The following is a 22,655-nucleotide window of genomic DNA, read 5'->3' on the forward strand; positions in this document are numbered from 1 at the left end:
AATGAAATAGAGAACCCCACTCAAAGAGATTTGATAATCTTTGAGTGGGGTTCTTTTTATGGCATAGGAAAATGCTCGTAACGTAGTGTTATATCAACGAGAATTGCGAAGCAATTCTTGGAGGGCAAAACGCTGGTTTTGCCCTTTTTTAAGTGTATAGAAAGACTCTATTTCGTCATTGCGTCTGCAAGCTGCTCCATAGCAGGAAGATCACTTTCCTTCATTACGGAACGGATCGTGACAACAGGCTCAACGATCTCGATATTCTTCATTGTCTCAAGAATAGACTTCATTGTGCGTGCAGCGGTTGGCGCCCAGGAGCCGTTCTCTACGATGCCAACCTTACGGTTCTGGTAGGCTTTGCTCTGCAGATGGTGCAGGAAATCCTGCATACATGGGAATACGCCGGCATCATAGCTGGCAGCAGCCAGAATCATGCGGTCATAGCGGAAGGCATCCTCGATCACCTCAGCCATATCTTCTCTTGCAAGGTCACTGACAACAACCTTTTCTGCTCCTTTCTCGCGAAGGATCTCAGCAAGCTTCTCGGCAGCTTTGCCGGTGTTGCCGTGGATGGAAGCGTATGCGATCAGGATTCCCTTATCCTCCGGCTGATAGCTTGACCATGTATTATAAAGCCCCAGATAATAGCCAAGATTATCCTTTAAGACCGGTCCGTGAAGAGGACAGATCATTGCAATGTCCAGAGCGGAAGCCTTCTTGAGAAGTGTCTGGACAGGAGCACCATATTTGCCGACGATATTGAAATAATATCTGCGTGCCTCACAAGCCCAGTCATCTTCGCCCTCTGTCTTGGAGAGGGCACCGAACTTACCGAAGCCGTCTGCGGAGAAAAGGATCTTTTCTTTGGACTCATATGTAACCATTACCTCCGGCCAGTGAACCATTGGTGCCATGACAAAGGTCAGTGTATGCTCGCCGAGAGAAAGGGTATCGCCTTCTTTGACGGTGAGACTGTGTCCATCTAATGGGATATCGAAGAACTGTGGAAGCATCGCAAAGGTTTTTGCATTACCAACGAGAGTCACATCCGGGAACAGCTCAACAAGACGGGCAATGCTGCCGGCATGATCCGGCTCAAGATGCTGTACAACAAGATAGTCAACGGTTCTGCCGTCGAGAGCAGAGAGAAGATTCTTCTCCCATTCCTCCATGCCTCGTGGATCAACGGTATCCATAACAGCCACCTTTTCGTCCAGGATCACATAGGAGTTGTAGGAAACGCCCTCCGGGACAACGTACTGGCTTTCAAACAGATCGATGGTAGTGTCATCTACACCGATATACTTTATAGAATCTGAAATAACTACGCTCATAGATAACCTCTTTTCTGCGCACAATGTGTTGTATTTTGTGATTTTATCGCTCATAAATCGTAATGCATGTGAATAAGCACATCTCTGCGCAGGTGATTTATGAGTTTTTCGGACGGAGATCCAGTGCGCCGGGATGCCGCCGATGTCTGCATTTATTCTAAAATGAAGCAGACCTTCTGTCAACCGTCGGATCGCTTTAATCCAGCTTGATTCCCTGAAGAAGCTTTGCAAACGGGCTTGTATCGGACGCATCCTCTGGGCTGTCTGCCGCATATTCGGATGGGATTTCGTAGGACTCGTCCTCCGTGTCCGGTTCATCCTCGCGCAGAGCCTTGATGCTCAGGGAAATGCGGTCGCCCTCGATCTTTAAGATCTTTGCCTTTACCACCTGTCCCATTTTAAGCTCTTCCTTTGGCGACTTGATGAACTTGTTGGTGATCTGGGAAATATGGCAAAGACCGGTCAGTCCCTCTCCGATATCGATAAATACACCATAGGATTCCATTCGTGTAACAGGCCCTTCTACAACATCGCCGGTGGTCAGTCTGCCGATCCGCTGTGTTTTCTCGACAATCGCCTGCTCGCGTTGGATCATTTTGGCGGAAAGGACAAGCTTCTGAATATCCTTTTCCACGGTGATGATCACTGCCTGAACGGTCATGCCGACATATGCCTCGGTATCCTCAACATAAGTCAGTGCAAGCTGGGATGCCGGGATAAATGCGCGGATCCCCTTGACATATCCGGTCACACCGGCAGGAACAGCTTCGGTGATCTTTACGGAGAAAACGGTACCGTCTGCCATGTCTTCCTTAAGCTCGTCCCAGACAAGAACACGGTTGGCTTCACGCATGGAAAGGATTACGTTGCCGCTTGTATTTTCCGGATCCAGAACCATTGCCTTGATCGTGTCGCCGATCACCATATCTTTTTTGATGGAGAAGGACGGATCATCGCTGCATTCCTCGATTGGGATAATGCCCTCGGTGTAGTAATTCAAGTCGACGGTGACTTCCGTGTCGGATATACCGATCACAGTCACATCGAGGATATCGCCCTCGCGCAGAACCTGAAAGGAACGTTCCAGTTCGTTTTCGTAGTCTTTCATACTCTTTTCATTACTCATATAACGCACCATACCTTTCTGAAAATGTATGGCTTCATTATAACAGTAAAATGTGAAGAAACAAATAACCTTTACAACATTTCTCTCTATTGTTTACAGTTGGAAATACTTATTTTCTGACTTTGACGGTGCAGGTCTCGCGGGTGCCATCCTCCGTAAAGGAGATGACAGCGGTTCCGACGCTTCGTGCGGTGAGATTACCGAGTTGGTCAACCTGTACCACATTTGGTTTGCTTGATTTGATGAGAGGCGCATTGCCGCTGGATATTTTGTAACCGAGTGTGCGTGTTTTGCCCACTTTCATGGTCAGAGAGGATGCAGATAATCTGATGGTTGGAGCTTCGACCTCGATCTCACAGGTTTTGGTGACGCCGTCGGCTTTGGCGGTAATGAGTGCAGTGCCATGTTTCTGGGCGCAGACAAGACCGGTATCGCTGACGGTTGCAACGCTGGAACGGTTGGATTTCCAGGTCGGAGTGATCCCGGAGGACACATCGGCGGTAAGTTGAACCTGCTGGCAGCGGAAAAGCTTCCGGTAAATATGGTTCAACGTAATGGAAGGCTTTTTGACGGTGACGCGGCAGGTGGCTGTTGTCTTGCCGGCTGTGATAGAGATGATGGCAGAACCCGGTTTGCAGGCGGTGATCACACCATCACTGTCTACTACGGCAACACTCTTTTTATTGCTGCTGAAGGAGACCGGCTCACTTCCTGTTGTGGAAGCCTGAAGACGCTTTGTCTCACCGTTTTCCATAGAAATACTGCGTGTACTCAGCGTAATCTTCGTGCGGGCGACCGTGACTCTGCAGGACGATTCACTTCCGTCCGCCTTTGCTGTGATGCGGCAGCTTCCGGCGTGCTTCGCGGTGACAAGACCGTAGCGGTTGACCGATGCGACTTTTGCATTCGAGCTCTTGAAAGATGGCAGTCTGCCGCTTGAGACAACGGCACCAAGATAAAACTCCTGACCGGCAGACAGGGACGCCTGATACTGCGTCAGTACAATGAAAGTACGGGCGGCAGAAGCGGTCCGGGTGGCAGCAGGAGCGAAAAGAAGCCCTGCAATGATTGACAGTGTCGTGAAAATGGCGGGAAAAATCCGCCGGAATGATGATTGATATTTCATAGAACTCCCTCCTTATCGGAGAGAAATGCTGTAAAGTGCTCGTAGTATAGCAGGCGTGTGCTTGCGGTGTCAACCGCTTCGGATCATTTTCGGAAAACTGCACGAAAATAAAAAATATTTCCGGGAAAATACACAAAGAAAATCGAAAAGGAGAGAATCTCATTTGTGCATCATGTATTTTTGTGGTATAGTTAGGATGAGTAATGTTTGATTGCATACAGGTATACACGACCGTACTCAAACTTCCCACAGGAGAACGATCCTGTTCCGATAATATTTCTTATTCCAAAGAAATAAATACAGATTTTTGCCTGAATGTACTTAAATATCCGTAGGCTGTGTCTGAAAATGCTCTTGTCACATTACGGTTTTCGGAAAGTCTAATTGCTTTGCTGTTTCGATGATCGATGAACGCGTCCTGCCGTACTCGCCCCAAGACGGGGTTCAAGTGTTTCGTAAGGCGCTCTGCCCCCGCTGGTGCTTATGCCCTGTGCTTTGGGGCATTATGCACCATTGTGTGGGGCAACGCAGCGGGAGCGTGCCGACCGAAATAGTTGACCCCGTCTATGGGGGTCGATCGTTCGGACACGTATCCATCGAACCATTGCAAAGCAAAGACTTTCCGGAAAACCTAGTGATCTGCGATCATTTTCAGACACAGTCTTACGGATTCGGTAAGTAATATAAGCAAAAATCGTATTCTTAACCCGTTTGGGATAAGAAATATTATCGGTACATTTTCTTCCTGTGTGGGAAGTTTGAGCAACATATTAATGAAATTGGAGGATAATGACATGGCAAAGATCGAGATGAAGACACCGTTGGTGGAGATGGATGGCGATGAGATGACCAGAATTCTCTGGAAGATGATCAAGGATGAGCTTCTGTTTCCTTTTATTGATCTGAAGACAGAGTATTATGATCTCGGACTGGAGTATCGTAATGAGACAAACGATCAGGTGACGATCGATTCCGCGGAGGCAACCAAGAAGTACGGTGTTGCTGTTAAGTGTGCAACGATCACACCTAACGCTGCCCGCATGACAGAGTATAATCTGAAGGAAATGTGGAAGTCTCCGAACGGCACGATCCGTGCAGCACTGGATGGAACTGTTTTCCGCGCACCGATCCAGGTAAAGGGCATTGAGCCTTGCGTGAAGAACTGGGAGAAGCCGATCACACTGGCACGTCATGCCTATGGTGATGTTTACAAGAATACAGAGATCAAGGTGCCGGGAGCAGGTAAGGCAGAGTTAGTATTTACCGGTGCAGACGGCAAAGAGATCCGTCAGACGATTCAGGAGTTTGATGGTCCCGGTATCATTCAGGGTATCCACAATACAGACAAGTCCATCACGAGCTTTGCAAAGGCATGCTTCAACTATGCACTGGATACAAAGCAGGATCTGTGGTTTGCCACAAAGGATACGATCTCTAAGATCTATGACCATAATTTCAAAGATATTTTTCAGGATATCTATGATAAGGAATACAAGGAGAAGTTTGAGGCGGCAGGCATCGAGTATTTCTACACACTGATCGATGATGCGGTTGCCCGTGTCATGAAGGCAAAGGGCGGATTTATCTGGGCCTGCAAGAACTATGATGGTGATGTCATGAGTGACATGGTATCCTCTGCATGCGGCTCTCTGGCAATGATGACCTCCGTACTGGTATCTCCTTCCGGTGTGTATGAGTATGAGGCTGCTCACGGAACCGTTCAGAGACATTATTACAAGCATCTGAAGGGCGAGGAAACATCTACAAACTCCGTTGCTACGATCTTTGCATGGACTGGCGCTCTGCGTAAGCGTGGTGAGTTGGATAACATTCCTGAACTCATGGCGTTTGCAGATAAGCTTGAGAAGGCAACGCTTTCTACGATCGAGAACGGAAAGATGACAAAGGATCTGGCACTGATCACAAGCATGAAGGATGTGACGGTACTCAACAGCGAGGGATTTATTAAGGCGGTTCGTGAGTCTCTGGAAGCAATGCTGTAATATATATCTGAAAAGGATAAATACTTATTCATATCGTGTAAAAAGCCTCGAAACAGGGGCTTTTTGCTGTTAGAGAGACAACAGATCAGGAGGATATTGTAACTATGATTAAGTTTGAAAAGGAAGTTACCGGTCTTGTGCCGGATCATGGATTTACGCACGGCGCCAAGTTTCATGCGGATGATCTGTTTTCTACGGCGCTTCTTCGTCTGATAAATCCGGACATTCAGGTGGAGAGAGGCTTTGATGTGCCGGAGAATTTTGACGGGATCGTATATGATATTGGACGAGGCAGATTTGACCATCACCAGCAGGACAAGGAGATCCGTGAGAATGGCGTGCCGTATGCGGCATTCGGTCTTCTCTGGCGCGAGTTTGGTTCCTGTTTCCTGACGGAGGAGGAAGCGGCAGATTTTGATGAGAAGTTTATCCAGCCGTTAGATGAGTCCGATAATACAGGTTCAGAGAATACCCTGTCGGAGCTGATGGAGAAGTTTAATCCGGGCTGGGATTCCGATGCCTCGTATGATGACAGGTTCTGGGAGGCAGAGACATTTGCGGAGAAGATTCTGATGCATTACATCGAGAGCATTCAGGGACTCAGAAGAGCTTCCGAGGTAGTTGTGAAGGCGATGGAAGAGTGTGATGGTGAGGTGTTGATCTTGCCTTGTTACGTGCCTTGGAAGAGAAATGTGATCGGCAGCGGTTATCAGTTTACGGTGTATCCGTCCAACCGTGGAGGCTATAGTGTGCAGGGAGTTCCGAAGTCGAAGGAGGATCGCAGCCTTGTCTGTGATTTTCCGCAGGAATGGTGGGGCTGTGATCCGCAGGAGCTTCCGAAGGTCAGCGGCATTGCGACAGCCAGATTCTGTCATCCGACGGGCTTTCTCGCGGCAGCAGATACAAAAGAGGATGCGGAACAGATGGCGCGTATTGCACTGGAATGGCGATAAATTTATCAGACGCATATGAGATCCCGGCATTGTCCGGGAAGTGTGATTTTAAAGAGATCAAGAAACAGTATCGTTAATTAATGCACCGGGTTCATCCTGATTCCGGTGCATTTTTCAGATTATTTGAATGATTCAATCCCGGTAACGGGATTGCGGGATTATTTCAATCCCTCGATCGCAGCAACGGCATCGTTGAACCAGTCTCCCTCAAGACCTTCTACGTTACCGGCATCACTTGCGGCAGCAATCTCAGCGGTCATAGGGATGCGTCCGAGAACAGGCAGATCATACTGCTTTGCAACCTCGTCAACATGACTTTCACCGAAAATATTGATGTGCTTTCCGCAGTCCGGACATTCCACATAACTCATGTTCTCGATGATACCAAGAATTGGCACGTTCATCATCATTGCCATGCGGACTGCCTTTCCAACGATCATAGAAACTAATTCCTGTGGGGATGTCACGATCACGATACCGTCTACCGGAAGTGACTGGAATACGGTAAGTGGGACATCACCGGTTCCCGGAGGCATATCGACGATCATGTAGTCGACATCCTTCCAAACAACGTCAGTCCAGAACTGTTTTACCGTGCCGGCGATCACAGGACCTCTCCAGATGACAGGATCATTGGAATCCTCCAGAAGAAGGTTGACGGACATGGTCTGGATGCCGGTCTTACTCTCGACCGGGAAGATCTCGGTATCTGTGCCAACGGCATGCTGTGTGATGCCGAATGCCTTTGGAATGGATGGACCGGTCACATCGGCATCCATAATGGCTGTGCGATGTCCCTTTCGCTGCAGGTTTACGGCAAGCATGGAAGAGATCATGGACTTTCCGACACCGCCCTTACCGCTGACAACGCCGATTACCTTGTCGATCCGGCTTTCTTTATTGGGTTGTTCGATCATACTCTGTGGGGAACGGCTGCTGCAATCTGCTGAGCAGCTTCCGCAATCATGGGAACAGTTTTCGCTCATAATGTAATCCTTCCTTTCTATATACACATAAATTTTAGTATAGCAATTTATTGATAAATTGTCCACTATAACGTTCTAACGGACAAAGGGGGCACATACAATTTACTATTATGATGTGGAGCATGCACGGCGGTCAATTAGCGTCGGGTATTCCGGAATGGAGGAAATATGAGTGGATATCAGAGAATGGTTTCCTATCTCTATCGATATGATAAGGGGATAAAAGGAAAAAACACAGGCTATGCAAGGATTGAACGGAATGACCGGAGATGCCGCGTGACAATACGTCTTCAGGACACGGTTTCAGTATCTCCGTCAGTTTTCTTTTTTATACAAAATGAGGGTGGCATGCAGCGGATCCCGGCGGGAAAGCTTGCGCGAAACGGCAGTGGATTTGCCGGAAGGGTGGAGACGCCGGTTGACAGGATGGCAGGTTCGGAATATGCGTTTGACCGGATTGACGGGATTTATCTGAGTGGACCGGAAAATGTGTTTTATGCGACAACCTGGAAGGATATCACGGTCTCGGGAGCAGCACCGGAAAAGGAAGCTGACGGATGGAAGGCAGAGGACGACCGGGATGCCGGGAACAGATCAGATGCCGGGAGCGGATCGGAGGAGAGTCGGCCGCAGGCGGTGAACACGGCATCTACAGAAATCCGGCAGGAATCCGAAAGGGCAGAACCTGTGCAGCGGCGTCAGGATGCTCTGGACGATGCCTTGCAGGCAGCAACGGGACTGGAGGAGGCATCTTCTGCAGAAGCCTCCTCAGTGGAAGCCTGTTCCCGCAGAGAGCGCCCGGACTTTGGAGAACGGATGCTTTCCGTGTTCCCGAAAATGTACCCGTTTGAAATTGATGAGATGGGAGAATGCGTCCGCATTGACCTGAAGGACATCGGAAATCTTCCGGTGGCGTACTGGTCGCTTGCCGGCAATCCGTTTCTTCTGCGGGGCTATTACTGTTATCGTCATCTGATTTTTGCGTGCATCGGCAGGCAGGAGTATGCGGTTGGCGTGCCGGGCATTTACAGCGAAGAAAACAGCAAATGGGCGAAGGAGTGCCGGATGCTTCGTTTTCAGCCACTCTCCAAGGTGAAGGACAGACATGGCGCATTTGGATACTGGCTGATCGCTGTTCATGCGCAGGGGTGATCGGGGCTGATCGTTGTATGCGTGCAGGGCAGGCTCCGGCGGACAGATGATGCCGCAGAAAATAGCTTTTGATAAACTTTCGTTCCATGGATTTTGCGAAAGAGGATGACATTTTCGTCCGGATAGCGTATGATTCTGATAGATTCACGGATGCAATGGAGTAATCCGCCGGGGTCAAAATACCCTTGCCCCCAATATCATTAAATTGGAATGAGGATGAACATGGAAGAACAGAAAATACAGGAAAAATATATGAAAGAGGCGATCCGTCAGGCGAAAAAGGCGGGGGAAGCCGGAGATGTGCCAATCGGCTGTGTGATCGTATATGAAGGCAAGATCATTGCCAGAGGCTATAATAAGAGAAATCAGCAGAAATCGGCACTGGGACATGCTGAGATCAGCGCGATCCGCAAGGCGAGTAAGAAGCTGGGTGACTGGCGGCTGGAGGAATGTACCATGTATGTAACGCTCGAACCGTGTCCGATGTGTGCGGGGGCGATCGTTCAGGCGAGGATTCCGGAGGTTGTCGTGGGAGCCATGAATCCGAAAGCGGGATGCGCCGGAAGTATTATCAATCTGCTTCAGATGCAGCAGCTCAATCATCAGGTCCGGCTGCAAACCGGGATTCTGGAGGAGGACTGCCAGAAGCTGCTCAAGGATTTCTTTAAGGAGCTTCGCCGTCAGCAGAAGCTGAAGAAAGAAAAGCCGGCGGGGGGAGCACAGAAAACAGAAGCGGCAGATCATGCAAGATAAGTATATATGTAATGATTTTCCCATTTGCCGTTGATCTGCGCAAAGTCATGAAGCAGCCCCTCCCGATGGAAGGTGAGCTTCTCGAGCAATGCGATCGACGGATCGTTGTCCGGCATGACATATGCCTCGATCCGGTGAAAGCGGTATTCGCGGCATACGAGAGGAATCAGAAAAGAAAGCGCTTCGGTCATGTAGCCCTGCTGCAGATGATCCTTGTCGGTCTTGTAGCCAAGCATACAGCTTGAAAATGCACCGTGCAGAAAATTGCTGAAACAGATCGTACCGATGGGAACGTCGGTATGGTCCCGGAGATACATCCACATGCGCAGATGTCTTGCCTTCACAAAGGAATTATATTCAAATGTAAGATTCGTCCGTTGAAAATCCGGAGAATAAAACCCGGGTCTTTTGACCGGCTCATACGGCTCCAGAAAGTCTCGGTTTCGTTCATAAAATTCAAGCACACCGGCTGCCTTATCCGGATGGCTTACGCTGAGGAGAAGACGGCTGGTCTCGTATTGTGGTTGCATTACAGGTATTCCTCCCAATGATATGTCTGTATTGCCTTAGTGTATCATGCGGTGACGAAAATAACAAGGAAATATATCTTGACAAGCTTACGCGGGAGAGGATATAATTAACATCTAACATAAATTGTGTGAAGTATGTCATAAAGCTTCCGTGCTAGCCGGGGAGATAGCGGTGCCCTGTACCTGCAATCCGCTATAGCAGGGGTGATGTTCTGTTTCGGATGCATTGATTGCGGAGCCGCCCGATATAAGTGGTGATGACGTTTTGGTCTTGCGCAATGGGAACTCATGAACCGTGTCAGGAGGGGAACCTAGCAGCACTAAGTGAGCCCTCCCGTGTGCCGTGAGGTTGCCGGAGCCGAGCTAACTGTATTGGTAACGTCTGCAATGATGCGTACAACGCAGAATGCACGGTTTTTATATAGATAAGAGCTGTCAGTCTTCGGATAGAGGACAGACGGATCCTGATAAATTATATACAGATGATCAATAGGGAAAGTGGAGAATGCTCCACTTTTTTCTTTAATTTCGGTGTTATTTCTGATAAAATAAAGTTAGGTAAATGGTACGGATGGCAAAGGGGGATAAGCGGTGAAAGCAGAACTGAAAAAAGGAAGCATTAATCATATCATCCAAGATACGGATATTTACGAGGCGGGAGAGTTTCTTGATTCGATCGCCATGGTGGTAAAGGGCAGGATCCGTGTGCATGGATATGGTCTTAATCTGGTTGTGGGCTCCGGCTGCTTTCTGGGAATCCGGGATCTCAACAGAGGGGCGCACGGTGTGACGTATACGGCACTGACCAATGCGGTAATCTATGTATTTCCATCATCTGGAGCGATGAGTGATCTTAGGGGAATCATGAAGATCAATAAGGATTATGTGGCATTGATGGTTGTGGGTCTTCATCGTTCTCTGGCAGAGCAGGAACGTGCTTATGAGGAGCTGCAGGAGGCGGCTGAGGGCTCCTATGAGATGACTTTTCGGATATATCACAAGTGCCGGCAGCTTGCCCAAGAGACGGGAACTGTCTTTGAGGAGCTTGCGGCGGTGGAGAAACTGCACCCGTTTGACGAGCCGCAGATGCTTTCACTGGATAAGGTGCATTATTATCAGGCGTGCGCCAAGGTGCCGATGGATGTGCAGAAGGCGTTTTACGGAAGCTCTGCCGAGATATGCATTTATCATGTGAGGGAGCAGGTCGGACTGCTGCATCAGCTCCATGATTACAGTAAGTCGCTGACGGAATATCTGAGTCAGATGATGCACTATCTGATCCTCGACGGCAGAAATTTGTATCTGGCGGTGTCTGGGTTTGCGCAGACGTTGCAGCGTGCCGGCCAGGATGCTTCCGGAGTGATGACAGATCTTGATGAGGTGATCGACCGGATCAATTCTCTGGAAAGTGTCCTGCAGAAGCGGGCGGATGTGGAGTGTGTGATCGACCGTGGAACAATGGAGGAGACATATTATAATCTGTTGAATCCTTCGCATGGCACAGGCGGACCGGACGTGCAGGGAGATACGCTGGCGCTTGTGGAGGACTGCGGCGTCGATGTGTCGGAGCTTGTGGATTCGCTGGGAACGATTCTTTCCTTTGGGGAGATCGAACAGGAACGCGCCGAGCGTTTTGAAGATCTCGTAGCACAGTTTGAGGCGCTGGAGGATAAGGAAAGCTCGACGGATGAGGCGAGGAGCCTGAGACGTAATCTTATGAAGGACTACTATCCAATCTACGAGAAGGTTTTTCTGAAGGATTATCAGTCGGCAGAGGAGGCTCCGACAGAGGTGGAGCTTTTCCTGCGCTACGGCTTCTTGAGCGAACGGCTGCTCAGGGAGGATATGATCGAGGATCTTCTGACGCTGGATCAGGGCAGCATCTACCAAAACGGATGTCATGTCTTTGATATGAAGGAATGGCTCACAGCAGTGATGGACGGGGATCGTATGCCGTCCAAGAATGAATTTGATATGGATTATGAAGAATTTCTTCGGGATAAATTAAAAAATAAAGAGATTACCGAAGAGCAGAAGAAGAGTCTGCTCAAAAGCCGGAAACAGAGGCTGCATTTTGAGGTTATGAACATGTTCCGGCTGACGCACCGTCTTGTCAGTGGTCAGATCGTATCCTTTGTGCCGTTTCTGTATACCGAGGGCTGTTCTAATCTGGAAAGGAATTTTCTTTCCAAGGAGAAGGTCTCTGCGGCGTTTAACAGACTGCGCCGGATCGATTACTCCGTCTTTTACCGGGAGGTGCTTTATACGGGAGAGATCTCCGGCATCAAGAAGGAATTTATTCAGGTGGAGGTCTGTCCGGATGTGATACTGATGCCGACTGTGGGATCGAGAGATATCATGTGGCAGGAGCTCAGCGGCAGAAAGAGAGATTCAGAGGGACGCTTGATCCTTCCGGCTTTTCTGGAGGGAGATCTGGACAAGACAGTAGCGCATCTGGCGGGTTCTTTCCGGTGGGAGCTGTGTCGTACGATGCAGGGCGTGTACTGGAATAATATCCAGTATAAGTCGCTCACCAGTGAGTATTCGGATTTCCTACAGTTTTACCGCAAGAACAGGGATCTGTCGGATGATCGTAAGGAGAAATTAAAGCTTCAGATACAGAAGCACCGGAATAATTCCAGAGAAATATTTGCGGCGGATTACATGAACTGGATCCTGCATGAATCCCAGGGAGGCATGCTGCTTAGTAAGCCAGTGCGCGAGATCATGGCAACCTACTGCCCGTTTACGCAGGAACTGCGTCAGAATCTGGAGGGACAGCCGGTATTTATGAATGCGATGGCACGCTTTGAGAGAGAACGTGCCAAAAAGTGTAAAGAATACGATATGAAGTTTCGTGTATGGGAAAAGGATCAGGTAGAGGTGCCGCCGGAGATCGTGCATACGAAAGAGTTTTATGAACGGTAAAGATCAGATCCAGCCGCCATCGAGTGTGATAATCTGACCGGTCATATAGTCCGGGGCTTCGGCAACCTGACGGATCAGAGCGGCTGCCTCCTGCGGTGTTCCGGCTCGTCCGGCAGGAATCTCGTCGATGACGGCGGCAAGCTCCTCCGGATCAAGAAAGCTGTTCATGGAGGTGTCGATCATGCCGCAGGCAACGGCATTAACCGGAATGCCGCTTGGTGCCAGCTCCTTTGCCAGTGCCTTGGTGAAGGCGTTGATCCCACCCTTTGTTGTAGAATATGCGACCTCCGTGGATGCGCCGACACTGCCCCAGACAGAGGAAACGTTGATGATCCGGCCGTGCTTTTCCTGTAGGAAATAAGGGATGATCACCCGGCTGGTATAAAAGACAGAGGAAAGATTTGTGCGGATGATATCATCCCATTGCATCGGAGTCATATCCTGCAACAGACCAATATGAGAGATACCGGCATTGTTGACAAGGATCTCCGGAGTCCCGAAGGTCTGGACTGCCTTCGCCAGAAATTCCTCTGCATCCGTTGCATTTCCCATGTCACCGCAAAAGGAAAAATACTGTCCGCCCGCAGCCGTGATCGCATCCTGTGTCTGTGTCATCTGATAATCACAGTGGCGGCTGCAGATTGAAATATTCCAGCCCATGGAAGCGTATAAAAGTGCTGTGGCGTGCCCGATTCCACGGGATGCGCCGGTGATGATAATGTGATGCATGTTCATTTCTGATCAAATCCTTTCCTTAGACAATTTCACTGTACTATATATAGCAGCTATATAGTAAATGAAAGTTACTTTGAATACAAGGCTTTACACATTTTAGGAAGTTTGCTATAATTTGCTGGAATGTTGTACAAATTTGCGAATTTTCCATCGGAGCATCCGGATGGTAAAGAAAGGTACTGATATGAAAAAAAATGCAGTGTTGTTCTTTTTTAAGAGCTTATTAAAATCTATTCTGGTGATCGTATCGATTCTCGCAGTCGGCGTGATCAGCTACAAGGTTTCTTATCAATATTTGTCAAAGCAGCTGGAGGAAGGAAAGCTGGATGTACAGGAGAAGGAGCTGGAATCTATTCTGGATCAGGCGAAGACAGATGAGATTTCCAAGAATCTGATCTATGTGGTCAATGACAAGCAGATGATCACCCATATGATGCTGGAGATCTGCAACACCAAGACAAACAATATGGATTACATTACAATTCCGACCAATACAGATTATACGATCCTGGCAAAGATGTATCAGAAGCTTTGTGTTGTGGATGAGGAGATTCCGCAGATCGTACGTCTGTCAAAGCTGCGCCGTTATTTTTCCGATCTGGAGGATGCCGAGGCATATGGTTATGCGGAGCTTATTATGGAGAAGCTGTTAAAGACAGATATCAGTTATTTCACGGTGATCTCTCAGGGGATTTACGACCTGCATTATCAGGAACAGAAGATGACAACACAGTACGCAAAGGTGCTTGACGGCTCTGGTCAGTCTGCATCCGCATCACCTTCACCAGGCGAACAGGCACAGCAGTATAATTCTTCTGTAACAATGAAGGTGACGGTACTCAGCGATTCCTTTACGAATCAGCTGAAGGATATTGCCGGCGATGAGACAAAGATCATGGCGTATATCAAGGATCAGTATAACCAGGACGGAATACAGTCCAACCTGACAGTATACAATAAGATCGGATATATTGAGTCATATATGAAGATGGACTCCTCTCTGTATCATTACTGGGCGCTGCCTGGCGAGTACAATGGCAAGCTGTTTACAGTAGATACTGCGTCAGCATCAAAGTTTATCAGTGATATTGAGAATGTAACAGAGACATACACAACACCACAGAGTGAAGAGAAGTCAGTTCCTGCCAAGAAGCAGGTAAGCTCCAAGGGCAAGAAGATCATTATCCTGAACGGAAGCAAGATCTCCGGTCTGGCAGCAGCCAAGCAGAAGACACTTGTGGATGCCGGCTATACTGTGCCGAAGGTTGGTGATTATACACAGGAGGTTTTGACCAGAACAAAGATCATTGTTTCCAAAAAGAAGTGGGGGGCTGATCTGACGACTTATTTCAAAGATCCGCAACTTGTTGTAGGTCAGACACCGGATGGTTATGATATCGAAATTATTCTTGGCACGGTAGATGCCAATTAGAATGGGATTTGATTATGCAAGCATCAGTTAAAATTATGGATATTGACGTGGATATGATGAGTAACGATGTCTTTGTCCGCAAAATGAATGAATATCTGACGGATGATCATCTTGATGTCATCATGTTTGCTTCCACGAAGATGCTGAACAAGGCGATGGAGGATGAGGAGTACCGTGCACTTCTGGAAAAAGCAGACCTGTTTCTGCCGGGAGAGAAGGCACTTCTGGCAACGCATCATGTCGATGCTCTGGAGGCGGGAGACATGGTAGTTAATTACCGCAGCCTTGGAATGATGTTGGAGAATCTGATCAAGGAGGACCGGACGCTTTATATCATTGCCGACACGGAGGAGGCAGTGGAGAAGCTGCTGCATTACTGTAAGAAGATGCAGCCGGAGCTTCGGATGGTAGGCTCCTATTCCTGTGAACAGGGCATGGAGGATGCGGCGATCGTCAACGAGATCAACAGTCATACGCCGGATATGATACTTTTGAACCTGCCGGTGGGCTTGCAGGAGGGTTGGATCATGGAGCATTCCTCACTGCTCAATGCAAGACTCTGCATTGCAATCGGTGGCGTGGCAGAGCTTATCTTTGCGATGCAGAAGGAGACCCCGGAATGGGTGCGCAAGCTGCATCTGGAGGCTCTGTATCATCGTATTTTCCGGGAACAGGCAGTCAAAAAAGATTTCCGTACGCGTATATTTCGCAAGAAAATAACCAAATATAATAATCAGAATGAGATACATGATTATACAAAGGATGACAGCCGCTAGGTGTCATCCTTTTTCTTTATGTACAGAGAAGGATCGTAACGCATTGGATGGTAAAAAGGAATCGGGAAAGTAATTCCGAGGGGCGAAGCGTTGGTTTTGTCCTTTTTTAAGGAGGCAGGAATGATGGAGGGAAAAGGGAAGCTCGGAAAATATGGACCGGATCTTATCCGGATCGTGACGGGGACTGTGTGCATGGCACTGGCAGTCAACTTTGTGTATGAGCCGCTCGGAATGGTGACAGGAGGTATGTCAGGTCTGTCTATTGTTATTCGGCGGCTGACCGGACGGTGGACCGGCTTTCAGATGCCGGTGTGGCTGAGTAATCTGCTTCTTAATATTCCGATTTTTTGGATGGCGTGGAGGATCAAGGGAGGACATTACATGAGGATGACTCTTGTGGCAAATATCTGCTTTACGGCAGCTCTTTTTCTAATCCCGGTTCCGTCTGCTCCGCAAAAGGATTTTGTGCTTGCTGCGGTTGTCGGCGGTGTGCTGACGGGGGCGGGACTTGGTCTCGTATTTTCCAGAGGATGTTCGACCGGGGGGACGGATCTTCTGGGGGCGGTGATCCATCATTTTCTGCCGTATTATCCGGTGGGGCAGATCCTGTTTGTGCTGGACTGCCTGATCATTGCGGCGGGGGCGTGGGTGTTTGGAATACGGTCGGCGGTGTATGCGGCCGTGGCGGTTTATCTGACAACCAGACTGATGGATATGATCGTGGCGGGAGGAAGTTTCGCCAAGCTGGCATATATCATTTCTGATGAATATGAAGCGATCGGACATGCCGTCATGTCACAGCTCGGACGGGGTGTTACCGTGCTGGAGGGAACAGGAATGTACACCGGCAGACAGCGAAAAACGCTGATGTGCGTGGTCGACCGGAAACAGATCAGCAGCGTTAGCCACATTGCGCGAAAAATCGACAAAAAGGCATTCGTCATTATTTCGGACATCAGGGAGGTTCAGGGAGAGGGATTTGTGGAAAAGATACAGAGTTAGGTGGCTGGAATGGACCTTTTTTTGACGAATTGAATGAAAAAAAATAAAAATATACGGTTTGCACAAAACATTAAAATGTTCTTTGGCTATTTGTGCTATGGTCAATAATGCTTGGATAGTGTAATATAATTCATGGGTAAAGCGTTAGGAAGTAACGCGGAACACTAATAAGGCATATTATTTAAACATTATAGGAGGAACACACAATGGCAAGTTTATCATTAAAGAACGTTGGTAAGACATATCCTAACGGATTTGTCGCAGTTAAGAATTTTAATCTTGATATCGCAGATAAGGAGTTTATCATTTTCGTAGGACCTTCAGGTTGTGGTAAGTCTACAACACTTCGTATGATCGCCGGTCTGGAGGAGATCACATCCGGTGAGCTTTGGATCGGTAACACAATGGTCAACGATGTAGAGCCTAAGGACAGAGATATCGCCATGGTATTCCAGAGTTACGCTCTGTATCCACATATGTCAGTATATGACAACATGGCATTTGGTCTTAAGTTAAGAAAGACTCCAAAGGATAAAGTTGATAAGCTCGTTCACGAGGCAGCTAAGATCCTCGATATCGAGCATCTGTTAGACCGTAAGCCAAAGGCTCTTTCCGGTGGTCAGAGACAGCGTGTGGCAATGGGTCGTGCAATCGTTCGTAATCCTAAGGTATTCCTGATGGATGAGCCACTTTCCAACCTCGATGCAAAGCTTCGTGTACAGATGCGTATAGAGATTTCCAAGCTTCATCAGAGACTTGAGTCTACTATCATCTATGTAACACATGATCAGACAGAGGCTCTTACACTTGGTACCCGTATCGTAGTTATGAAGGACGGTGTTATGCAGCAGGTTGCTACACCAATTGATCTGTATACAAAGCCATGTAATCTGTTCGTAGCTGGTTTCATCGGTTCTCCACAGATGAACTTCATCGATTGTAAGGTAGTAAGAGACGAAGAGGGCATCAAGCTTGCATTCGGTTCTTATGCAGTTAAGCTTCCGGAGAGCAAGGCAGAGAAGCTTGTTGAGGGTGGCTACATAGATAAGGATGTTATCATGGGTATCCGTCCAGAGGATATCAAGGATGAGGAGATCTTCATCAATGCAGGCAGCAGCAACGTACTCGATGCTACTGTAAGAGTATACGAGATGCTCGGTGCCGAAGTATTCCTGTACTTCTCAGTTGAGGGACATGACATCACAGTTCGTGTTAATCCTCGTACAACAGCTCGTCCTGGTGATACGATCAAGATCGCTCTTGATACCAGCAAGATCCATATCTTCGATAAGGATACAGAGACAACAATCACAAACTAGTCTGATATATGACAGACATCCGGAATGTATATGCATTCATGGGATTGTTGATCCAATGGATCTGAATAATGATTTGAATTTCAGAGGGTTGTCCGAAAGGACAGCCCTCTTTACTTTTGTGCAAAATGATGATAAAATATATGCGGTATTGTATACTCATTAGAAGAAATAACGAGCATACTTTGGAGATGATGTTGATGGGATGAAATTATGATGATAATAAATAACATATGTGAGAAATAACTTGGAGGGGTTGTATGATTTCAAATCAGGTATTGCAGACAACGATCGACGGACTCAAGAATATCACCCGTATTGATATTTGCGTGATGGATACAGAGGGAAAGGCTCTTGCTACGACGATCAATAATGTAGAGGAGTATGAGGATGCCGTTATGGGCTTTGTGGATTCACCGGCAGACAGTCAGGTGTTGCAGGGCTATCAGTTCTTTAAGGTGTTTGACGAGCATCAGTTAGAGTATGTCATTTTGGCAAAGGGTGACAGTGATGATGTCTATATGGTAGGAAAGCTTGCTGCATTCCAGATTCAGAATCTATTGGTGGCATATAAGGAACGTTACGATAAGGACAATTTCATTAAGAACCTTCTTTTGGATAACCTGCTTCTGGTCGATATTTACAACAGAGCCAAGAAGCTTCATATTGATACAACCGCAAGACGTCTTGTATTCCTGATCGAGACGAAGAACGAGAAGGATACCGGTGCACTGGAGATCGTGAAGGGCTTATTTGCGAGCAAGACAAAGGATTTCATCACACAGGTTGATGAGAAGAATATAATCCTTGTCAAGGAAGTGAAGCCGAATGAGACATATGAGGATATGGATAAGACGGCGAAGGTTATTCTGGATATGTTAAATACAGAGGCGATGACCTCGGTACATGTGTCCTACGGAACCATGGTCAATGAGATCAAGGATGTGTCCCGCTCTTACAAAGAGGCGAAGATGGCGTTGGATGTCGGCAAGATTTTCTACAGCGATAGAAATGTTGTAGCATACAGCAGTCTTGGAATCGGACGTCTGATCTATCAGCTTCCGATGCCGCTATGCAAGATGTTTATCAAAGAAATCTTCGGTGACAAGTCTCCGGATGAGTTCGACGAGGAGACGATCGCCACCATCAACAAGTTCTTTGAAAACAGTCTGAATGTATCAGAAACTTCTCGTCAGCTGTACATTCACCGTAATACGCTGGTGTACCGGCTGGATAAGCTGCAGAAGAGTACAAATCTTGATCTGAGAGTGTTTGAGGATGCGATCACCTTCAAGATCGCCCTAATGGTGGTCAAGTATATGAAATATATGGAAACCTTTGAATATTAATTCAAATAAAGCGTGAAAGCCCCAGAGATGGGGCTTTTACACAATATATGTAAGAGGCACCGCGTGGGCGGTGGAGAAATGGGGAAAAGGAATGACTGGAATAAAAACATTTGGAAATAACGAGACAGCGGAGACGATCATCCGCATGCAGAATGTGAATCTTGTGTATCCAACGGGAACAGCAGCGTTAAAGGATTGTTCGCTGGAAATAGGAAAGGGCGAGTTTGTGTTTATTGTCGGGAGCAGCGGCTCGGGTAAGTCTACTTTGATCAAGACACTGCTTGGTGAGCTTGAGATTTCATCCGGAAGAATCGAGGTGGCGGGAAAGGATCTCGCGAATATGACGAGAAAGGAACTGCCGTATTTTCGCCGGAAGCTGGGCGTTGTCTTTCAAGAATTTAGGTTGCTCGATGAGATGAATGTTTTTGAAAATGTTGCACTTGCACAGCGTGTTGTCGGAGTATCCAGCAGAGAACGGCGCCGCAAGAATTCCCTGGCAATGTTAGAAATGGTAGGTCTTTCCAAGAAACTGAAGGCTTATCCGAATGAGTTGTCAGGAGGAGAGCAGCAGCGTGTGGCGATTGCGCGTGCTATGGTGAACCGACCGGCAATTCTTCTGGCGGACGAGCCGACCGGAAATCTTGATCCGGAGAATTCCTGGGAGATCATGAAACTGCTTCAGGATGTACATGAGCTTGGAACAACGGTTCTTGTAGTAAGTCATAATGAGGATATCGTCAACAAAATGCAAAAGCGAGTGATCACTCTGCATAAGGGGCAGATTACAAGCGATGCCAGACAGGGAGGTTATTTACAGTGAGTACATTATGGTATGGCTTGAAACAGGGCATAAAAAGTATCATACAAAATAAAATATTTTCGCTGGCGGCGATCGGTACCATTACGGCGTGTCTGTTCCTGCTGGGCGTATTCTATTCATTGTTGACCAATTTTCAACATATGGTTTATAATGCGGAGAGTACGGTAGGAATCATCGTATTCTTTGATGAAAATGCAACGCAGGCGCAGATCAGCAGTATTGGTCAGCAGATCAAAGCACGCAAGGAGGTTGAACGTGTCGACTATGTTTCTGCAGACGAGGCGTGGAACCGGTTTAAGTCAGAGATTTTGGAGGATCAGCAGGAAATGGTCAACGTATTCGGCAATGACAATCCGTTAGCTAATTCCTCCTCCTATGAGGTTTATCTGAAGGATGTCACGAAGCAGTCGGAGATGGTATCGTTTATTGAGAGCCTGAGCGGTGTGCGCAAGGTCAACAGTGCACAGGAGGCAGCAACCGGCTTCGGAAGCTTTAATATGCTGGTCGGATATGTGTCCGTTTCCATCATTCTGCTGTTGATCCTCGTATCGGTATTCCTGATCTATTCTGCGGTGGATATGGGTATCAATGTGCGAAAGGATGAGATCGCGATCATGAAGCTGATCGGTGCGACGGATCTGTTTGTGCGTCTTCCGTTTATCGTGGAGGGAATTACCATGGGGATTATCGGAGCGGCAATTCCGCTGGTGATCACCGGCGTGTTATATGATAATGTGGTACGATTTATCGTTTCTCACTTCTCGGTACTTTCCGGATGGCTGGCATTTGTCAGTACAGAAGAAGTGTTCCGCGTACTGATTCCATTGTGCCTTGGCATTGGAGTAGGCATTGGTGTGATCGGAAGTACGATGTCGGTAAGAAAGCATCTTCATGTATAGCGCGAAGGCATTCCGGGAACAGGAGTCCCCGTGAGAAAGAGGCGATGCAAACGGTGATATACCGAGGAACAGATTGGAGTGAGCAGCGATGAGACGAAGATGGAAGATTGCAGCCGGTGTGTGGCTTGCCGGGGCACTTTTGACGGGGGCTGCCGGTGTTGCCGGAACGGATCTGTCCGGCTTAAGAGTCATGGATAAGGTATATGCGGCACCGCAGGATAGTGGAGAGGCAGTCGCATCCCCGGAGGCAACAGAAGATACAGCCATTGTGAATGACGGCAGCTATCAGGGCAGACTGGATGCGGCGGAACAGAAGCAGCAGAAGCTGAAAGAGGAAAAGAAAGCCTTGGAGAAGAAGTTGGATAATATTCAGGATTTCACGGACGATGTCAGCAAATATGTGAGCACACTGGATATGCAGATGACGAATCTTCTGGATAATATTGATGCCAATAAGGAAGATATCGAAGATATCAAAGAGGAGATCCAGTCGGTCAATGAGGAATACGATAATGCACTGAGCAGGCAGCAGGAGCAGTATGATGGGATGAAGGCGCACATCAAATATATGTACGAGAATTCGGACAGTAATTATCTGGTGTATCTGATGAAATCGCGCACCCTCGCAGAATTTCTCAGCAGAGAGGAATACGTTGAAAAGGTCACTAACTATGATAAGGTGCTTCTGAACAAATATCAGCAGGTGCTTGACGAGGTGACGATTGCCCGCCAGAAGGCAGAAGAGAAGCAGCGGGAAGTAACCGCTACCAAGAATTCCTTAAAATATGAAAAAGAAAAGCTGGAGCAGCTTTCCGATGAAAAGACAAGACAGATTAAGATTTATCAGGGTCTTGTAGCAGATAACCGGCAGAATGTAGCTTCCTATGCGGTACAGATCGCCGATCAGGAGAAGGAGGTCGAAGCAATTCTCCAGGGAGGGCGTGATAAGATCTCGCAGAGTGAGAAAAGCGGAGATACGGTACAGATCATGCCGACAAACGGCGAGTATGCATGGCCGCTTCCGGTTTCCGGACGGATCACATCGACGTTCGGCTATCGTAAGGCACCGACTGCCGGAGCCAGCAGCTATCATAAGGGTGTTGACATTGCGGTCAATACCGGTACCAATGTACTTGCCTGCAAGGAGGGAAAGGTTGTGACGGCAGCGTACTCTTCCTCTGCCGGCAATTACGTCGCAATTTATCACGGAGGAGGAATTTATTCTTATTATATGCATTGCTCCCAGCTTAAGACATCTGTCGGAAAGCATGTGGAAAAGGGGCAGGTGATCGCAAGATCCGGTTCCACGGGGATTTCGACCGGTCCGCATCTTCATTTTGCAATGTATAAATCCGGCAACTATGTTAATCCGATGTACTATGTGAAACAGCCATAAATAAGTGCCTGCAGTGTGAATGTACTGCAGGCATTT

The 22,655-nt window shown here is 47.8% G+C and carries 19 protein-coding genes and 1 other RNA gene; 14 read left to right on the forward strand and 6 right to left on the reverse strand.

What is annotated here, in order from left to right; translation table 11 throughout:
* Positions 1 to 167 precede the first annotated feature (167 nt).
* The 3 genes from ACZLMD_RS05790 to ACZLMD_RS05800 form a co-directional block, all read right to left on the reverse strand.
* Complete coding sequence (locus ACZLMD_RS05790; RefSeq protein ID WP_022306919.1) at positions 168 to 1,337, reverse strand: FprA family A-type flavoprotein; 1,170 nt, start codon at positions 1,335 to 1,337, stop codon at positions 168 to 170.
* 196 nt (positions 1,338 to 1,533) lie between these two features.
* A complete protein-coding gene (locus tag ACZLMD_RS05795) occupies positions 1,534 to 2,463 on the reverse strand; it encodes a S1 RNA-binding domain-containing protein (RefSeq protein ID WP_482521760.1) in 930 nt (309 codons plus the stop codon).
* A 109-nt stretch (positions 2,464 to 2,572) separates the two neighbouring features.
* Positions 2,573 to 3,589: an Ig-like domain-containing protein gene (locus ACZLMD_RS05800; protein ID WP_482521761.1), complete on the reverse strand. Its 1,017-nt coding sequence runs from the start codon at positions 3,587 to 3,589 to the stop codon at positions 2,573 to 2,575.
* A 794-nt stretch (positions 3,590 to 4,383) separates the two neighbouring features.
* Here ACZLMD_RS05800 and ACZLMD_RS05805 point away from each other — a divergent pair.
* A complete protein-coding gene (locus ACZLMD_RS05805; protein ID WP_022306916.1) occupies positions 4,384 to 5,592 on the forward strand; it encodes an NADP-dependent isocitrate dehydrogenase in 1,209 nt (402 codons plus the stop codon).
* Positions 5,593 to 5,696: 104 nt separating this feature from the next.
* A complete protein-coding gene (locus ACZLMD_RS05810) occupies positions 5,697 to 6,545 on the forward strand; it encodes an MYG1 family protein (protein ID WP_484107687.1) in 849 nt (282 codons plus the stop codon).
* Positions 6,546 to 6,703: 158 nt separating this feature from the next.
* Here ACZLMD_RS05810 and ACZLMD_RS05815 read toward each other — a convergent pair whose 3' ends face one another.
* Positions 6,704 to 7,531: a P-loop NTPase gene (locus ACZLMD_RS05815; RefSeq protein WP_489495300.1), complete on the reverse strand. Its 828-nt coding sequence runs from the start codon at positions 7,529 to 7,531 to the stop codon at positions 6,704 to 6,706.
* Positions 7,532 to 7,699: 168 nt separating this feature from the next.
* Between ACZLMD_RS05815 and ACZLMD_RS05820 the strand changes: the two genes are divergently transcribed.
* On the forward strand, positions 7,700 to 8,683 hold the full coding sequence (locus tag ACZLMD_RS05820) for a DUF6128 domain-containing protein (protein ID WP_482521764.1): 984 nt from the start codon (positions 7,700 to 7,702) through the stop codon (positions 8,681 to 8,683).
* A gap of 216 nt (positions 8,684 to 8,899) precedes the next feature.
* The gene (gene tadA / locus ACZLMD_RS05825) at positions 8,900 to 9,436 is read left to right on the forward strand and encodes a tRNA adenosine(34) deaminase TadA (protein WP_486818587.1); all 537 of its coding nucleotides are present in this window, start codon (positions 8,900 to 8,902) and stop codon (positions 9,434 to 9,436) included.
* On the opposite strand, the gene ACZLMD_RS05830 is transcribed toward tadA, so the two are convergent.
* Entirely contained in the window at positions 9,424 to 9,966 is a 543-nt protein-coding gene (locus tag ACZLMD_RS05830; protein WP_486818588.1) for a GNAT family N-acetyltransferase, read from the reverse strand. The genes tadA and ACZLMD_RS05830 overlap by 13 nt on opposite strands.
* Before the next feature lie 149 nt (positions 9,967 to 10,115).
* Between ACZLMD_RS05830 and ffs the strand changes: the two genes are divergently transcribed.
* Together ffs and ACZLMD_RS05840 are read left to right on the forward strand one after the other, a co-directional pair.
* Positions 10,116 to 10,380: signal recognition particle sRNA large type (gene ffs, locus ACZLMD_RS05835), an RNA gene on the forward strand.
* A gap of 177 nt (positions 10,381 to 10,557) precedes the next feature.
* Positions 10,558 to 12,894, forward strand: coding sequence for a DUF8509 domain-containing protein (locus ACZLMD_RS05840; RefSeq protein ID WP_489495301.1), 2,337 nt, complete (start codon positions 10,558 to 10,560; stop codon positions 12,892 to 12,894).
* Positions 12,895 to 12,897: 3 nt separating this feature from the next.
* Here the strand turns inward: ACZLMD_RS05840 and ACZLMD_RS05845 are convergent, their stop codons facing one another.
* A complete protein-coding gene (locus ACZLMD_RS05845; RefSeq protein WP_022306909.1) occupies positions 12,898 to 13,629 on the reverse strand; it encodes an SDR family NAD(P)-dependent oxidoreductase in 732 nt (243 codons plus the stop codon).
* 184 nt (positions 13,630 to 13,813) lie between these two features.
* Between ACZLMD_RS05845 and ACZLMD_RS05850 the strand changes: the two genes are divergently transcribed.
* The 8 genes from ACZLMD_RS05850 (at position 13,814) to ACZLMD_RS05885 (ending at position 22,619) form a co-directional block, all read left to right on the forward strand.
* Positions 13,814 to 15,061: a LytR C-terminal domain-containing protein gene (locus ACZLMD_RS05850; protein ID WP_489495302.1), complete on the forward strand. Its 1,248-nt coding sequence runs from the start codon at positions 13,814 to 13,816 to the stop codon at positions 15,059 to 15,061.
* Between the two features lie 14 nt (positions 15,062 to 15,075).
* Positions 15,076 to 15,837 carry a WecB/TagA/CpsF family glycosyltransferase gene (locus ACZLMD_RS05855; protein WP_022306907.1) on the forward strand — a complete coding sequence of 254 codons (762 nt, stop codon included), beginning with the start codon at positions 15,076 to 15,078 and terminating at the stop codon, positions 15,835 to 15,837.
* A 120-nt stretch (positions 15,838 to 15,957) separates the two neighbouring features.
* On the forward strand, positions 15,958 to 16,839 hold the full coding sequence (locus tag ACZLMD_RS05860) for a YitT family protein (RefSeq protein WP_484108978.1): 882 nt from the start codon (positions 15,958 to 15,960) through the stop codon (positions 16,837 to 16,839).
* A gap of 206 nt (positions 16,840 to 17,045) precedes the next feature.
* Complete coding sequence (locus ACZLMD_RS05865; protein WP_022306905.1) at positions 17,046 to 18,158, forward strand: ABC transporter ATP-binding protein; 1,113 nt, start codon at positions 17,046 to 17,048, stop codon at positions 18,156 to 18,158.
* Positions 18,159 to 18,415: 257 nt separating this feature from the next.
* Positions 18,416 to 19,504: a PucR family transcriptional regulator gene (locus ACZLMD_RS05870; protein ID WP_022306904.1), complete on the forward strand. Its 1,089-nt coding sequence runs from the start codon at positions 18,416 to 18,418 to the stop codon at positions 19,502 to 19,504.
* A gap of 136 nt (positions 19,505 to 19,640) precedes the next feature.
* Positions 19,641 to 20,324 carry a cell division ATP-binding protein FtsE gene (ftsE, locus tag ACZLMD_RS05875; protein ID WP_455057698.1) on the forward strand — a complete coding sequence of 228 codons (684 nt, stop codon included), beginning with the start codon at positions 19,641 to 19,643 and terminating at the stop codon, positions 20,322 to 20,324.
* Complete coding sequence (ftsX, locus tag ACZLMD_RS05880; RefSeq protein WP_482522353.1) at positions 20,321 to 21,223, forward strand: permease-like cell division protein FtsX; 903 nt, start codon at positions 20,321 to 20,323, stop codon at positions 21,221 to 21,223. Before ftsE ends, ftsX begins: the two co-directional genes overlap by 4 nt.
* Before the next feature lie 88 nt (positions 21,224 to 21,311).
* Complete coding sequence (locus tag ACZLMD_RS05885) at positions 21,312 to 22,619, forward strand: M23 family metallopeptidase (RefSeq protein ID WP_489495303.1); 1,308 nt, start codon at positions 21,312 to 21,314, stop codon at positions 22,617 to 22,619.
* Positions 22,620 to 22,655 lie beyond the last annotated feature (36 nt).

The sequence above is a fragment of the Jutongia sp. genome, from assembly GCF_057878315.1.